The sequence below is a fragment of the Mesorhizobium sp. WSM1386 genome, from assembly GCF_055901595.1.
Window position 1 is genome coordinate 5,116,072 of sequence record NZ_CM148373.1, and the last position, 12,970, is coordinate 5,129,041.

The following is a 12,970-nucleotide window of genomic DNA, read 5'->3' on the forward strand; positions in this document are numbered from 1 at the left end:
TCTGTCAGCAGCGATGATTATAGGCCTTGCGTCGAATATGACAATCGGTCTACATAATATGTAGATCAGTCTATATATTCTGCACAAGGGTGCGGCGCAGCGTTTCAACCCAACCGGCCAACCCAGGAGGGTACAATGGCAACTCGTGAAGCTTCGGCCAGATGGCAAGGCACGCTGAAGGAAGGTTCGGGCCAGTTGCGGCTCGGCAGCGGTGTCTTCGAAGGCGCCTATTCCTTTCCGTCGCGTTTCGAGAACGGTCCAGGCACCAACCCGGAGGAGTTGATCGCGGCGGCGCATGCCGGTTGCTTCTCGATGGCACTGAGCGCCGTCCTCGGCAGCGAGGGCCACACGGCCCAAACTATCCACACGACGGCCAAGGTGCATCTCGGCGCGACCGCGGCCGGACCGACGATCACCCGCATCGAACTAGAGACTGGAGCAAATGTCGCCGGGCTGGGCGTAGACGATTTCGAAAGGCTGGCGCAGTCGGCCAAGGCAGGCTGCCTCGTCTCCCGGGCGCTGGCAGGTGTCGCCACGATCACGCTGAAGGCGACCCTTGTCGACGCCGCCATCGATCACTGAACGAAAGGGCCCAACCAATGACCAGGGAACTCATCATCGACCTCGCCACGGCAAAGCTCTCTGGCGAAACAGCCGAAATCATGCGGCGTTACAACGACGTGTTCCAGCGTCACGATCCATCGGCGCTCAACGAACTGGTGGCGCAGGACTGCGTGATCGAGAACACCACGCCGGCGCCGGACGGCGCCCGCCGCGCCGGCAAGGCCGCCTGCGTCGAACTGTGGTCAGCGATCGCCACCGGACCCGGCACGCGCTTCGACATCGAAGAGACTTTCGTGGCCGGAGACCGTGCCACGATCCGCTGGCGCTACTGGATGGCCGACGGCCATTCGGTGCGCGGCGTCAACCTCATGCGCGTCGCCGACGGACGGATCGTCGAGGCAATGGGCTATGTAAAGGGATAGCGCGCCCTGAACCGGGATATCCGGTTTTCCCGTCCGGAATTGCGTATGAACAAGCACGGGAGCGGATCAGCGGGACTGAACCGCTCCCGGTGGCGCTACCGATCGGCCAGCGCCAGCTTTGCACCGAGCATGACGAAGGCTCCGGCAAACGTCCGGCGCATCCAGGTCAGCACCATGGGCCGCGACACGACATGGCTGCGGATCGAGGCGGCGAAGATGCCGTAGCCGACGAAGACCACGAAGGTCAAAAGCATGAAGACGGAGCTGAGCTCCAGCATCTTCGACAGCGCGTTGGGTTCGGTGGTGCTGACGAATTGCGGCAGAAAGGCGAAGAAGAAGATCGACAGTTTCGGGTTGAGCACGTTGACGAGAATGCCGGTGGCAATCACCTTGCCGGCCGAGCGCGGCGCGACATTGTCCTCGACGCTCAGGCCGCCCTTCTCCTTCAGCGTGTTCCAGGCCATGTAGAGCAGATAGGCGACGCCGAGATATTTCAGCGTCTCGAAGGCGACCGCGCTGGTGTGCAGCAGCGCCGCAAGGCCGGTGATGGCGGCGGCCATGTGCGGGATGATGCCGAGCGTGCAGCCGAAGGCAGCAATGATCGAGGCCCGCGCACCGCGCGAAAGTCCGGCGCTCAGCGTGTAGAGAACGCCGGTGCCGGGCGAAGCCACGACGATCAGCGACGTCAACAGGAATTCGATGCTCACGATGATTTCCTCCGGCCCCCTGCCCGGCCAGGAAGGTACCGGGCTGCGGGTCGGCGCACAAGCGGGGGGAGATTGGCAGTTACACGGGCAATTCTAAAAGATCGGCAATCCGTGTTCGCGGCGCGCCATCAGGCACTCCGCGTCGCCGGGCATGCAGGCGCGGCAGACGTCCGGCCGGACATCATATATGCCGCAAGCGGTCGCCTTGCCGACTTCGCCGGACAAGGCCGAGCAGCGCACGCCGTCGCAGCGCATGCCGGACAGGTCAGCCGCTATGTATTTTTCCGGAATGCGGTCGAGCTGTGCGTCATCCTCGGTGGAAAAACGCGGCCATTCGGCCGAGTACGAGCAACAAGCGCCGCAGCTCTGGCAGTCGAAGGCAGGCACCTGCGAGCCGCGCGGTGCGAGCGCGGCAAGGTCATGATCGGCGTCGCGCGGCAAGGCGCTATTTCTTCTTGCCTGCCTTGCCGCGGGGCGTCTCGGCCGGCGACTTGAACAGGTCGGTCGCAGTGTCGGCAGCGTCGGCTTTCGGCGCGGCGGCCGGCTTGGCCGGTTTGGCGGCGGCGACCGACGCCGCAGGCTGGTCCTTGGCGGAGAATTTTATGGCCATGTCAGTCCTCGTCGGCGAAACGCGATGATGGTGCGCGTGGATTGCGCAGGCGGCCGATCAGCGCCGAAACCGCCGTGATGTTCATTTCCTCGGGCGACCAGTTCTTTACCGCCTCGATGTGGTGGGGCGCCAGTTCGCGATGCGTGCTGCCGCTGTAGGCGGCATCCTGATAGGTCACCCGCTCATGGGTCTTGGCGTCTTCGCGGACATATTCGATCAGGTAGTTCGGGCACTCGGCACGGCCGCGAACGCCGACGCGCACCTGGGCATCGCCATGGGCGCGCTTGCAGCGCTCGAGCTTTTCCAGCACACGGCGGACATATTCGACCGGCTTGTCGAGCCCTTCGACCATGTCGGCGATAGTCGCGTCGGCGGCGATCGGCGTTGGCGGTACGCGCTTGGTGGCCATCAGCGTTTTCCAGCCCGTTTCGGCAATGCCGGACGGGCCGCGGCCGCGGCCACCTCGTCGGCTTCCTTTTCCAGGCGCAGTTCGCGCAAGCGAGCCGTCTTGGCCTCACGCGCCGCGCTGACGGCATCGCGCTCGGACATGATGCGGTTGAGCGACATCGACTGGGTTTGCGTCTTGCTGAACAGCGACACCGCCGGTTCGGCGGCTGTCTTCGAATGGGCGGTCAAAGTCTTTCTCCTGTCAGGAGCCTGGTGCCGATAGGGCGAGACCGGGTCTTCGGTCAGGACCACGCACTGCTGGAGCGTCCCTTAGCACGTTCAGCACGATGCGCAGCGCATTTTCGGCGGCAACAAGCGTAAAATGAAAAAGGCCAGGCACCGCCTGACCTTCCATGGGAGCACCGCGCATCCACGCGCATCCAGATGGATGCACAGGCTGGATGTACAGGAACACTCCTCTCATGCGCATGACGTGCCTTGGAGACTCAGGTCTCCGTGGCCATGCGCCAGAATTCGCCTCTCACCGGTGCCAGTACATCCGTGGTCACCGGGAGGGCCGAATTCTTTTTTCAGGCCGCCTTCAACTGGTCGGCGGACATCTTGCCCGACTTGTTGTCGCGGACCATCTCGTAGCCAAGCTTCTGGCCCTCGACGATGTCGCGCATACCGGCGCGCTCTACGGCCGAGATGTGGACGAAAACGTCGGCCGAGCCGTCGTCAGGCTGAATAAAACCAAAACCTTTGGTGGCGTTGAACCATTTAACTGTGCCGGTGCTCATAAACGAACCCTTTCCATGGCAAATATTCGCTAATCGCGGTGCGAATGCACAACGATTTTTGTCTCGATTTTTGATGGGGAAGTTCGTCAAAGGCGCGCATTCGGGCGCGGATAACAAAAGTCAGTCAAACAAATATCGACATGTTTCTTCTAGACTTCTTTTGGCGGCGAGTCAATTTCTGGTTTTTCAGCGACCCGGATTCAATTTTGGGTTGCCTGGCGCATGGGCCTCAACTGGCCAAGCCGCTGAACGACCACGCGTTCATTTTTCCTCAAAAAGCATCACGCCGGAACCAATTCCACGCTGGCGCATTTCGAGGGTGTCGGTAGTCCTATCAATCTCAGGATGCTGACAAAAGGACGCCTCCCGCACGATAAAAGGTGCGAGGGGCGTTCTTGTATGTGCCGGGTCGTAAGCTCGCGCCGATCAGCGGCAGTATCTCGTCATGGAACCCGAGGTCACGCGACGCTGGAGGTCACAGGTCCCTGCTCCGCCCGCGGTTCAGCGCTCCTGATCGGTCGGGCGGATGAGGATTTCGTTGATGTTGACGCGCGGTGGCTGGCTGACGGCGTAGAGGATGGCGTTCGCAATATCATCGGCGGTCAGCGCTTCCAGGGTGGCGAGGCGTTGGTCGAGGCCGGCCTTCATGGCGGGATTGGTGATGTGGTCGCCAAGCTCGGTGCGCACCAGGCCGGGTTCGATGACGGTGACGCGCACCTTGTCGACATAGACCTCGCGGCGTAGCGATTCCGAGAAGGCGACGACACCAAACTTGGTTGCCGCGTAGCCGCTGGCACCCGGATTGGCGACGCGGCCGGCGACCGAGGATACGTTGACGACATGGCCCTTGGCAGCCTTGAGGTGCGGCAATGCCGCCTTGGTGGCGGCCATCAGACCGATCAGATTGAGTTCGATCATGCGGCGCCAATCGTCGAGGTCGGCTTCGGCCGCCGGCGACAGCAGCATGACGCCGGCATTGTTGACGAGAATGTCGAGCCGGTCCCATTCGGAGACAACCTTGTCGACCATGGCGGTGATGTCACTGCCCTTGGCAATATCGGCTTCGATAGCGAGCGCCTTGCCGCCAGCCTTCTCGATGCGGCCAACCAGCATGTCGAGGCGATCGGCGCGGCGGGCGGCGACCGCCACCTTGGCGCCGGCGGCGGCAAGCGCCGCCGCGGTCGCCTCGCCGATGCCCGACGAGGCGCCAGTGACGAGCGCGACCTTGCCCATGAGAGGGGAATTAGAGGATGTCATGGATCTTCTCCAGATGCCCGGCCCACCCCTTCAGATAGGCCGCGCGGACGTTTCTGGAAGCCCAGCCTGTGCAAGGTTATTCGTCCGGCCCGGGTTCCGGCCACGTCTCCTTCGCCGCTTCCGCATACCAGTGCCGCATCGCAGGCGTGGCCAGCACGGCGTCGACATAGGCCCTGGTGTCGGCCGCCAGCACGCCGCCATAGACGTCGAAGCGGGTGACGACCGGCGCATACATGGCGTCAGCGGCGGTGAAATGGCCAAACAGAAACGGGCCGCCCTTGCCATATTTTTCGCGGCACTCGCGCCACAGCGCCTCGATGCGGGCGCGTTGCGCCTCGCCTTCGGCGTCGAGCGGCTTATGGACCTTGGGCCGGCGCAAGTTCATCGGCCAGCCGTAGCGGACTTCGCGAAAACCGGAATGCATCTCGGTCGCCACCGAGCGCGCCAGCGCGCGGGCGCCAAGGTCGTCCGGCCAGAGTTTTTTCTGCGGGTAGAGGTCTGCAAGATATTCAAGGATGGCTAGGGTTTCCCAGACGATCCTTCCGCTGTGATTCAAAACCGGGACCTGGCCGGTCGGCGACACCTTCGCCAGATTGGCGGCGGTCTCCGGCGTGCGCAGGCGCACAAAACCTTCCTCGAACGGGATCTCCAGATGCCTCATCGCCAGCCATGGCCGCAGCGACCATGAGGAGAAGCACTTGTTGCCGATGTAGAGCGTGAATTCCGCCATTTTTTCTCCCCCGCGCATGAATCCAAACCGATGCGCATTCACAGCCTAGCCTGCCAGCCTTTCGCCAGGAAGCGACAGTGCGACGTGATCTGCCGGCCGAACGACGCCTGGAACCCAAGCGGGATCCGTCCGTTGGCTTGCCGCGGATGAATTCGTTCGAATTCAAAACCCAATTCCTTCGAATTCAAAACTGGGAGATGCCGAAAATGGTGAACAAGGATCAGGTCGCAGGCGTGGCCAAGCAGGTCAAGGGTTCGGTCAAGGAGGTCGCCGGCAAGGCGACCGGCAACAGGCAGACCCAGGCCAGAGGCATGGCCGACAAGGCTACCGGCAAGGTGCAGAAGGCCTATGGCGATATGAAGGAAAAGATCAAGAAGGCGCTTTGACCTCTTCGGATGGCTACATCGACTGTCATGTGCTCCAGCCTTTGCTGAAGGCATTGGTGAAGGCGACCTCGCCATGGTCATCGATCGCCTCGCCAAGCGCGACGTCCATGCCGTCGCTGGTCACCCTGGCGACGGCGAAACCTCCCATATAGGCGGCCTTCGGCTTGAACAGGTCGAGCCCGTCGCGGCGGTAGATCAGCGGCGTGGCGTGCTGGTGGCCGTGGAAGATGGCGACGACATTGTAGCCCTTCAGCGCCGCCAGCAGCGCCTGCCTGTCGGCTTCGCCCCACCAGTGCGGCGCGCCGGCGCCGTCATCGTCGTAGGTTCTCTTGGCGGCATCCCAACGCTCGATCGAGAACGTGTCCCAGCCATAGTGCTGGAACAGGATGACGGGACGACCGTCCGCCGCGTAGGTCGCCAGGTCCTGCTTCAGCCATGGCAGGCTGCTTTCGGCGCCGTGGCCGATGTCACCGGCGAAACGATGGGTCTGGACGAGATGCAGGCCGCCCCAGTCCCAGGAATAGCAATCGGTGTCGACATCGTAGCTGGTGGCCGGCACGGGCGGCTTGAAGAAGACGCCGGCACGGTGGTTGACCTCGACATAGTCGCGCATTTCGCGCCGGTACCAGTCGACATGGTGCGGCGGCCCGTTCTGGTCGAGATCATGATTGCCGAGACCGACATAGACCGGCATGTGAACGCGATCGGGGCCGACACCTTGCTGGTAGCGCTGGCTGAACTGCAGGAGCTGCGTGCCCTCGCTCGGCTGGGTGATCTGGCCGCCGCCGTCGTCGGTGATGTCGCCGCCGACGACGAGACCGAGTGGCGTGCCGATGCGGCTGCCAGCCGAACGCAGGCCGGTGGCGACGCCGTCGATTTCGGCGGGCCAGTCCTTGTCGCCGATGGCGTTCAGCGCCGCTACATTGCGCAGCAATGCCGCGTCGGTCTTGCCTTCCTGCTGGCAGTTGGGGCTCAAACCGCTTGCCATGCGGCAGGCATGAATATCGGCGATGAACAGAAAAGTGGCGTCGATGGGCTGGACACGTTGCCCAGTCTGACCGAGAGCCGGGCGTGACAGCACGCCAGCCGCGGCAAAACCGGCGGCCCGCGCTAGGAAGCAGCGTCGTGAAAGCAATGCCGGCGACAGGCGATTCATCATCGGGGAATTTCAGCACGGAGAGCGGGCGGCCGTCCAGCGCCTCTCCTTGCAGCCGAGCATCGACATAGGTTCATGGGTCTGGCATGTCTAACCCTCAACTTGCGCGAGCAGAGGAGGACGAAATGAAAACCGCACCGATCTGCGTGATCCTTGCCGCGATCGTGATCCCGTCCGCGAGCACCGCGCATGCCGCCGGTTGCATCGACGCAAAGTCCGCCAAGAATGGCTTCATCCTGGCGAGGCCGGGAATCCAAAGCGAGTTTCGGCCTATAGCCGGCGGAATGGTCTCCGTCGCCAACACCTACACTTCGCAATCACCACAGAAGCAGTTCCTGTTTGCCGGCCTGATCGAGGTGTTTCGCGACAGCGACACCGGCCGGCTGGCGATGATCCCGTTTTCCGACCTGCGAAAACTGTTTCCGCTGAAAACGGGGACCAAAGGCACGATCGAGTTTGTCGAGCTGTCGCCCAGCAAGCAACCGAAGAGCACCAAGACGCTGACGCTGGTCGTCAAGGGCAAGGAGACGTTCAGCCTGGGCGACTGCAAATACAATGTGCTCGCCGTCCAGGAGACCTTCAAGAACGGAGCCGGCGAGACGCTCGACGCCTATACCGCGCTCTACGCACCCGATCTGCAAGCCGCCCTCGCCCGGCGCTACGATGAAGGCACCAGCAAGGAATCGGTGAACGGCTACGAGACGATCAAACCGCTGACCGAGTAAGGGACGCTGGCCGAGTAAGAGACTAGCTTCACGAGTTTCCGTACCGCCGCAGCACCCTGCGACGCCGTCTCGCTCCCGTCTCTCCCTGGGAAGACTCGCCCTGGGACGACTCGGCCTGGGAAGCGTCCCACTCCAACGCCGCCAGGCAATCGCGCAACGGGCCGGCGTCCTGCGCCGTCTTGGCCATCGACATGGCCCCGGAGTAGGCGGCGATCACCAGCGCCGCAAAGCGCTGGGGATCGGTGCCCTGCTCCCTGCCCGCCTGCTGGTCGGCCCTGATCTTGTCGGCGATCGCCTGCCGCCATGCCGAAAAGATGCCGGAAAGAGCGGTGCGGAATTCCGGGTCGGCAAGAGACAGTTCGTGCGCCAGGTTGTTGAGCGGGCAGCCGCGCACGAAACCCTGCTGTTCCAGTTCGGCCGCCACGGCCTCGAAGACAGCGCGCACGCCCTCGCGCACCGAGGCCGCAGCCTTGACCGGCGCGATCCATGTCTCTTCGACCGCGGCTGCCACGCGCTCCTCGATCACCGCCAGGGCCAGCGCCTTCTTGGTCGGGAAATGGTGATGCAGCGCACCGCCGCTGACCCCAGCCGCCGCCATCAGATCGCCGAGGCTGGATGCGTGATAGCCGCGCGCCTGGAACGCGACCTCGGCGACATCGAGCACTTTGTTGCGCAGGCCCTCGGGGTCGTTGGTGCGTTTTGATGGCCGCCCTTTCAGACGCCCGGCTATCTCTGCTGACATTTGCACACGATAGCAGATTGACAAAACAGGACAACCGGTCTGTTTTGTAAACCGGATGATCAACCTGTTTTGGAGATGACCGATGGACCTGCCCCCGAACACCGGGCCCGATCTGCCCGCGTCGCCCGTCGTCGAGTTGCGGCAATACACGTTGAAATCGGGCCAGCGCGACACACTCATCGACCTCTTCGACAGCAAGTTCATCGAGGGCCAGGAAGACGCCGGAATGACCATTATCGGCCAGTTCAGGGACCTCGACCGTCCCGACATGTTCGTCTGGCTGCGCGGCTTCGACGATATGGACTCACGCAAGGATGCCCTGGCCGCGTTTTACGGCGGCCCGATCTGGGCGGCGCACCGCGATGCGGCCAATGCGACGATGATCGATTCCGACGATGTGCTGCTGCTCAAGCCGGCGTGGCCAGGCGCCGGCTTCGAGCTGTCAGGGCTGCGGCGAGCAGGCCTGGCCACCGACGAAAAGCCAAGCATCAACAGGCCCCTGCCCGGCATCGTTGTCATCCAGATTCACCATCTGCGGCGTGGCGCTGAAACCGGTTTCGCCCGCCGATACCAGGCTGAGATGGCACCGTTGATGGCGGCAACCGGTGCGAGCCTGCTTGCCGCCTTCGTTACCGAGCATGCCGAAAACAGCTTTCCGCGCCTGCCGGTGCGGGTGAACGAGAACGTCTTCATCGGCGTGCTGGGCTTTGACGGAGCCGAAACGCACGCACGCCACGAGGCCGCGCTCGCCGGCTCGGCCGCATGGCAGGTCTTCTGGCAGGCTGCGCGGCCTGATCTGATCAAGCCGACGGAGACGCTGTGGCTGTCGTCCATCGCGCGATCATTGGTCGGGCGGTGATCTCAAGCCTTGGAAGGCCTCGATGATGGCCTTGGCGACGAGAGCCGGGTCTTCCCAATGCGGATTGTGGCCACAGGCCTCGGCGCGGACGAGGACGGCCTCGGGAAGAGCCCTGAGCAATGGCTGCTGGTGTGCCTCGCCGAACAGCGGATCGCATCCGCCGGCGATGATCAGCGTCCTGGTCAGCACGGCTCGTGCCGCACCGCTCAGGTCGGCACTGCAGATCACCTCCAGGATCGCGCGCCAGCGCGCCGCCGGCATCGCCGAGGCATCCTCCGCGAGGCCGGCGAGAAAGGGCTGCGGCACGCCGTCCCGGCAGGCATGCCACCAGGCATAGAACGGGTCGGCCGGCGATATCGGGTCGTGCAAGGCCTTAACGCCCGCGACCAGCGCATGATCGGGCGAGAAGCCAGGCTTCACCGTGCCGGCCATGACCACCAGTCCCCCGACAAGCGCATCATGTCGCGCGGCCAATGCGATGGCCACCATGGCGCCCAGGGAATGGCCGACTACGACGGGCCGGTCGAGCCGCAAACGCCGGACCAGGCCGGCGATATCATCGGCAAATTCGGCGATGGCGAAGCCTTTTCCAGCTTGCGATGCGCCGTGGCCGCGCAGGTCGGGCATGATCAGCCGGCGGCCGGCCAGATGCGGCGCCAGGAGCGAAAAGCTGCGACTGGTGTCGGTGAAGCCATGCACCAGAACCAGCGCCGGCTCGGCGCCCGCGATCTCGACATAGGCGATCTCGAGGTCGCCAACATCGACCAATCGCTTGCGGCCGGCCCAGGTGTCCTGTTCCGCCCCGGCGTTGGGCAAGGCATCCAGCGCGGCCGATCTCACAGGCCGAGCTTTTCCTTGACCGCGGCAAGGCCGGGCTTGCCGTCGAAAGTGGTGACGCCGGCGAGCCAGGCATCGAGGCGGCTCTTGTTCAGCGTGACCGCCTTCAACGCCCCGTCCTCCGGCTTCATGCCGTCATTGATCAGGTAGCCCATGCCGACATTCTCGAAATCGATGTCGAAGGCGAGATTCTTCAAGAATTGCGCGACGTTCGGGCACTGATCGAGATAGCCCTTGCGCACCTGCGTCGTCACCGTAGCGGCGCCGAAATTCGGGCCGAAGAACTTGTCGCCGCCGGTCAGGTACTTGAAATCGTACATGGTGTTCATCGGATGCGGCGCCCAGCCCTGGAAGACGATGAACTGCTTCTCCTTGATCTCGTAGCCGACCTCGGAGAGCATGCCGGCCTCGCTGGACTCGACCACGTGCCAGCCATCGAGGCCAAAGCTCGGATCGGCGATGGCGTCCATCATCAATTGGTTTGAGCCGGGCTCGATGCCGTACATCTTCTTGCCGAACTTGTCGGCGAACTTGTGCAGGTCGGCAATGTCCTTGACGCCGGCCTCCCAGACATAGGTCGGCACGGCGAAGGTGTATTTGGCACCGACGAGATTGACGCGCACATTCTCGATCGAGCCATCCTTCTTGTAGGGCTCGTAGTAAGTGACCATCGCCGGGTCCCAGTAACCCAGGAACAGGTCGAGATCCCTGTTCTTCATACCTTCGTAGATGACGTTGATGCCAAGCACCTCGCTTTGCGGCTGATAGCCGAGCGCTTGCAGCAGGACGTTGGCCACGCCCGTGGTGAAGGCAAGATCGTTCCAGCCCGGTTCGGCCATGCGGACCGTCCTGCACTCCTCCGCTTCTGCCGCCTGGGCTGCCTGAGACGCCAGCGCCAACGCGGCAAGACACACGCCATTTGCAAGGATGCGCAACATTTCGGTTCTCCTCTTGTAACCAATTATTGTCTGATTGACCAATTGGTCTTTTTATTGTCCCGCTGGTCAATGATTGATCTGACCGGACGAAAATGTCAACGTGGATTCGCCATGCATGGATCGAACCCGTGAAACTCAAGCGTCTCGGCGATATACGCCGCAAGGAATTGCGGCAGGCAGCCTTCGCGGTGCTGGAGCGCGAAGGCATTGCAGGTGCCACGCTGGAAAAGGTTGCCGCCCATGCAGGCGCCTCCAAGGGCATCGTGCTGCACTACTTCCGCAACAAGCAGGAATTGTTCGAGCATGCCATGCGCGAGGCCAATGCCGTCCTGCGCAACGCGGTTGTCGCCCGACTACGCCAGGCGCGGACGCCGATGGAGCGCCTCGATGCCGTGATCGACGGCAATTTCGAGGAGCACCTGTTCCGGCCACCGCTATGCCATGCCTGGCTTTCGCTTTGCGCCGAGGTGCCGCGCGACGAGAAGCTGGCGCGCATCCAGAAGGTGCTTCACGCCCGCATGCGCTCGAACCTGTTGTCCGGCCTGCGCGGCCTTGCCCCGCCGGCGGATGCCGACGACATCGCGCTTGGCGTCACCGCGCTGATCGACGGGCTTTGGCTGCGGCTCGGCCTGCAACCAGGCGGCATCTCGCGCGAACAGGCGATCCGCCAGGTCAGGGATCTTGTCGCCGCGCGACTGGCCATGCACCGGCCTGCAACCGTCGGCGCATAGACCGGCCGGCTTGCCAGCCGGGCTGAGTTTCACCTCATGGAAACAGGCGCACGGTCAGACCGGCCAGCCGGTTGCGCGCTTGCGGTGCTGGAGACCGGATTTCAGATTGCCGCCGGCGGCAGCGTGATCGCCCAGGAGCTTCGCCCATGCCGCCACGGCCGCCGCGCGGGTCAGGCGGGTCTGTGCGAAGTGCCGCGCCTCGGCGGCTATTTCGGCTTCCCTCTTCGGATTGGCGCGCAGCCACTCGATGCGCTCTGCCAGATCCGACATGTCGCGCGCCACCGGGACATAGTGGCGAAACGGCTCGATATCGTCGAAGAACCACTCGCGCCATGGCCGATCCTGCAGCAGGACCACCCGTTTGGTGTGGAGCAGCATCTTGAAGCGGCCACTGTAGCCGGCGCCCTCGATGTCGATCATGTACCTGTACGTCGCGACCTGTTCCTCCATCGTCCTGAATTTGGTGGAATAGCGATTGATGGCGATATCGTAGTTCGGCTCGGTGTCATAAGCCTCCAGCAAGTCTGACCGGGCTTTTGCGAGATCGACGACCCTTTTGCGGGCTTCGTTCATGCAGCGCCCCGCCCAGAACAATCTGTTGTCGCGCGGCGGCTCTTCCGATGCCGCCGCCATCGCTCGTGTCTTCCCATCATAGTCGTCGAACTTTGCGTCCGGCCATCCGTCGAAAACGAAATCGGGCGCCGCCACCTCGCCATAGCCATCGGCTTGGGAGAAGGCAAAGCGGGTGCGGAAACGGCGATGCCTTCTGCGGGACGGCGTGTCTCCGAGAAGCATGTAGAAAGGCGGCATGCTGCGGGCGCCAAGCGACGCCAATGCCTCGGCAATCAGCGTCAGGACCTGCACGTGCCGTTCAAGCCAGGCGGCACGGGAGCGCACAATGAGCTTCCCCTTGTCAAGGCGACAGTAGATTTCACCTCGATTAAGCCCGGGCAGAAAGCGCCTGCCGACCTCGACGACATCGACCGGCAAGGGAAGCTTTCGGTTCGCCGTCTCGAGAGTAGCCATTTTCAACAATGCTTCTTGGGAAAGGTATTTCGATAGGAAGCCCGTGGCGCCTCACTTGAAACCGCACGACCGCTCGATCAAGCCGGCTATCCT

The 12,970-nt window shown here is 63.2% G+C and carries 19 protein-coding genes; 6 read left to right on the forward strand and 13 right to left on the reverse strand.

The genetic code is table 11. The features are described from left to right. The first annotated feature begins 135 nt into the window (after positions 1-135). The gene (locus AC0NIH_RS25115; protein ID WP_023766448.1) at positions 136-582 is read left to right on the forward strand and encodes an OsmC family protein; all 447 of its coding nucleotides are present in this window, start codon (positions 136-138) and stop codon (positions 580-582) included. A 17-nt stretch (positions 583-599) separates the two neighbouring features. Next, positions 600-986: a nuclear transport factor 2 family protein gene (locus AC0NIH_RS25120; protein WP_023776405.1), complete on the forward strand. Its 387-nt coding sequence runs from the start codon at positions 600-602 to the stop codon at positions 984-986. Between the two features lie 95 nt (positions 987-1,081). Here the strand turns inward: AC0NIH_RS25120 and AC0NIH_RS25125 are convergent, their stop codons facing one another. From AC0NIH_RS25125 to AC0NIH_RS25160, 8 genes are all read right to left on the reverse strand, one after another. Then, complete coding sequence (locus AC0NIH_RS25125; protein ID WP_023766446.1) at positions 1,082-1,693, reverse strand: LysE family translocator; 612 nt, start codon at positions 1,691-1,693, stop codon at positions 1,082-1,084. A gap of 93 nt (positions 1,694-1,786) precedes the next feature. Next, positions 1,787-2,134 (reverse strand): YkgJ family cysteine cluster protein, encoded by a 348-nt coding sequence (locus AC0NIH_RS25130; protein WP_023766445.1) that lies wholly within the window; start codon positions 2,132-2,134, stop codon positions 1,787-1,789. Between the two features lie 4 nt (positions 2,135-2,138). Then, the gene (locus AC0NIH_RS25135; protein ID WP_023766444.1) at positions 2,139-2,303 is read right to left on the reverse strand and encodes a hypothetical protein; all 165 of its coding nucleotides are present in this window, start codon (positions 2,301-2,303) and stop codon (positions 2,139-2,141) included. A gap of 1 nt (position 2,304) precedes the next feature. After that, on the reverse strand, positions 2,305-2,712 hold the full coding sequence (locus tag AC0NIH_RS25140) for a hypothetical protein (RefSeq protein ID WP_023766443.1): 408 nt from the start codon (positions 2,710-2,712) through the stop codon (positions 2,305-2,307). Continuing rightward, a complete protein-coding gene (locus AC0NIH_RS25145; protein ID WP_473462214.1) occupies positions 2,712-2,939 on the reverse strand; it encodes a hypothetical protein in 228 nt (75 codons plus the stop codon). Before AC0NIH_RS25145 ends, AC0NIH_RS25140 begins: the two co-directional genes overlap by 1 nt. Before the next feature lie 341 nt (positions 2,940-3,280). After that, positions 3,281-3,490, reverse strand: coding sequence for a cold-shock protein (locus AC0NIH_RS25150; protein ID WP_010915421.1), 210 nt, complete (start codon positions 3,488-3,490; stop codon positions 3,281-3,283). A gap of 501 nt (positions 3,491-3,991) precedes the next feature. Beyond that, positions 3,992-4,747, reverse strand: a complete 756-nt coding sequence (locus tag AC0NIH_RS25155; protein ID WP_473462216.1) for an SDR family NAD(P)-dependent oxidoreductase — start codon at positions 4,745-4,747, stop codon at positions 3,992-3,994. 76 nt (positions 4,748-4,823) lie between these two features. After that, positions 4,824-5,477: a glutathione S-transferase family protein gene (locus tag AC0NIH_RS25160; protein WP_473462218.1), complete on the reverse strand. Its 654-nt coding sequence runs from the start codon at positions 5,475-5,477 to the stop codon at positions 4,824-4,826. Positions 5,478-5,674: 197 nt separating this feature from the next. On the opposite strand from AC0NIH_RS25160, the gene AC0NIH_RS25165 reads away from it, so the two are divergent. Then, positions 5,675-5,863: a CsbD family protein gene (locus AC0NIH_RS25165; RefSeq protein ID WP_198028445.1), complete on the forward strand. Its 189-nt coding sequence runs from the start codon at positions 5,675-5,677 to the stop codon at positions 5,861-5,863. A gap of 25 nt (positions 5,864-5,888) precedes the next feature. Here the strand turns inward: AC0NIH_RS25165 and AC0NIH_RS25170 are convergent, their stop codons facing one another. Continuing rightward, the gene (locus tag AC0NIH_RS25170; RefSeq protein WP_473462221.1) at positions 5,889-7,022 is read right to left on the reverse strand and encodes a metallophosphoesterase; all 1,134 of its coding nucleotides are present in this window, start codon (positions 7,020-7,022) and stop codon (positions 5,889-5,891) included. Positions 7,023-7,144: 122 nt separating this feature from the next. Here AC0NIH_RS25170 and AC0NIH_RS25175 point away from each other — a divergent pair, with 122 nt between their 5' ends. Beyond that, positions 7,145-7,744 (forward strand): hypothetical protein, encoded by a 600-nt coding sequence (locus AC0NIH_RS25175; RefSeq protein WP_473462223.1) that lies wholly within the window; start codon positions 7,145-7,147, stop codon positions 7,742-7,744. 28 nt (positions 7,745-7,772) lie between these two features. Here AC0NIH_RS25175 and AC0NIH_RS25180 read toward each other — a convergent pair whose 3' ends face one another. Next, positions 7,773-8,486, reverse strand: coding sequence for a TetR/AcrR family transcriptional regulator (locus tag AC0NIH_RS25180; protein ID WP_473462225.1), 714 nt, complete (start codon positions 8,484-8,486; stop codon positions 7,773-7,775). 82 nt (positions 8,487-8,568) lie between these two features. On the opposite strand from AC0NIH_RS25180, the gene AC0NIH_RS25185 reads away from it, so the two are divergent. Then, a complete protein-coding gene (locus AC0NIH_RS25185; protein ID WP_473462228.1) occupies positions 8,569-9,345 on the forward strand; it encodes an NIPSNAP family protein in 777 nt (258 codons plus the stop codon). Here AC0NIH_RS25185 and AC0NIH_RS25190 read toward each other — a convergent pair. Further along, the gene (locus AC0NIH_RS25190; protein ID WP_473462230.1) at positions 9,328-10,185 is read right to left on the reverse strand and encodes an alpha/beta fold hydrolase; all 858 of its coding nucleotides are present in this window, start codon (positions 10,183-10,185) and stop codon (positions 9,328-9,330) included. The genes AC0NIH_RS25185 and AC0NIH_RS25190 overlap by 18 nt on opposite strands. Further along, entirely contained in the window at positions 10,182-11,120 is a 939-nt protein-coding gene (gene choX / locus AC0NIH_RS25195) for a choline ABC transporter substrate-binding protein (RefSeq protein ID WP_013896193.1), read from the reverse strand. Before choX ends, AC0NIH_RS25190 begins: the two co-directional genes overlap by 4 nt. Before the next feature lie 92 nt (positions 11,121-11,212). Between choX and betI the strand changes: the two genes are divergently transcribed. Further along, a complete protein-coding gene (gene betI, locus AC0NIH_RS25200; protein ID WP_473462233.1) occupies positions 11,213-11,851 on the forward strand; it encodes a choline-binding transcriptional repressor BetI in 639 nt (212 codons plus the stop codon). A 54-nt stretch (positions 11,852-11,905) separates the two neighbouring features. On the opposite strand, the gene AC0NIH_RS25205 is transcribed toward betI, so the two are convergent. Next, the gene (locus AC0NIH_RS25205; protein WP_473462236.1) at positions 11,906-12,877 is read right to left on the reverse strand and encodes a glycosyl transferase family 90; all 972 of its coding nucleotides are present in this window, start codon (positions 12,875-12,877) and stop codon (positions 11,906-11,908) included. Positions 12,878-12,970: the final 93 nt, after the last annotated feature.

Bases quoted from the DNA above. Each gene is read 5' to 3' on its own strand.
- AC0NIH_RS25165 (WP_198028445.1), top strand. From the start codon at position 5,675: ATGCCGAAAATGGTGAACAAGGATCAGGTCGCAGGCGTGGCCAAGCAG.
- betI (WP_473462233.1), top strand. From the start codon at position 11,213: ATGTCAACGTGGATTCGCCATGCATGGATCGAACCCGTGAAACTCAAG.
- AC0NIH_RS25140 (WP_023766443.1), bottom strand. From the start codon at position 2,712: ATGGCCACCAAGCGCGTACCGCCAACGCCGATCGCCGCCGACGCGACT.
- AC0NIH_RS25150 (WP_010915421.1), bottom strand. From the start codon at position 3,490: ATGAGCACCGGCACAGTTAAATGGTTCAACGCCACCAAAGGTTTTGGT.
- AC0NIH_RS25185 (WP_473462228.1), top strand. From the start codon at position 8,569: ATGGACCTGCCCCCGAACACCGGGCCCGATCTGCCCGCGTCGCCCGTC.
- AC0NIH_RS25155 (WP_473462216.1), bottom strand. From the start codon at position 4,747: ATGACATCCTCTAATTCCCCTCTCATGGGCAAGGTCGCGCTCGTCACT.
- AC0NIH_RS25120 (WP_023776405.1), top strand. From the start codon at position 600: ATGACCAGGGAACTCATCATCGACCTCGCCACGGCAAAGCTCTCTGGC.
- AC0NIH_RS25205 (WP_473462236.1), bottom strand. From the start codon at position 12,877: ATGGCTACTCTCGAGACGGCGAACCGAAAGCTTCCCTTGCCGGTCGAT.
- AC0NIH_RS25170 (WP_473462221.1), bottom strand. From the start codon at position 7,022: ATGATGAATCGCCTGTCGCCGGCATTGCTTTCACGACGCTGCTTCCTA.
- choX (WP_013896193.1), bottom strand. From the start codon at position 11,120: ATGTTGCGCATCCTTGCAAATGGCGTGTGTCTTGCCGCGTTGGCGCTG.
- AC0NIH_RS25160 (WP_473462218.1), bottom strand. From the start codon at position 5,477: ATGGCGGAATTCACGCTCTACATCGGCAACAAGTGCTTCTCCTCATGG.
- AC0NIH_RS25135 (WP_023766444.1), bottom strand. From the start codon at position 2,303: ATGGCCATAAAATTCTCCGCCAAGGACCAGCCTGCGGCGTCGGTCGCC.
- AC0NIH_RS25115 (WP_023766448.1), top strand. From the start codon at position 136: ATGGCAACTCGTGAAGCTTCGGCCAGATGGCAAGGCACGCTGAAGGAA.
- AC0NIH_RS25180 (WP_473462225.1), bottom strand. From the start codon at position 8,486: ATGTCAGCAGAGATAGCCGGGCGTCTGAAAGGGCGGCCATCAAAACGC.
- AC0NIH_RS25175 (WP_473462223.1), top strand. From the start codon at position 7,145: ATGAAAACCGCACCGATCTGCGTGATCCTTGCCGCGATCGTGATCCCG.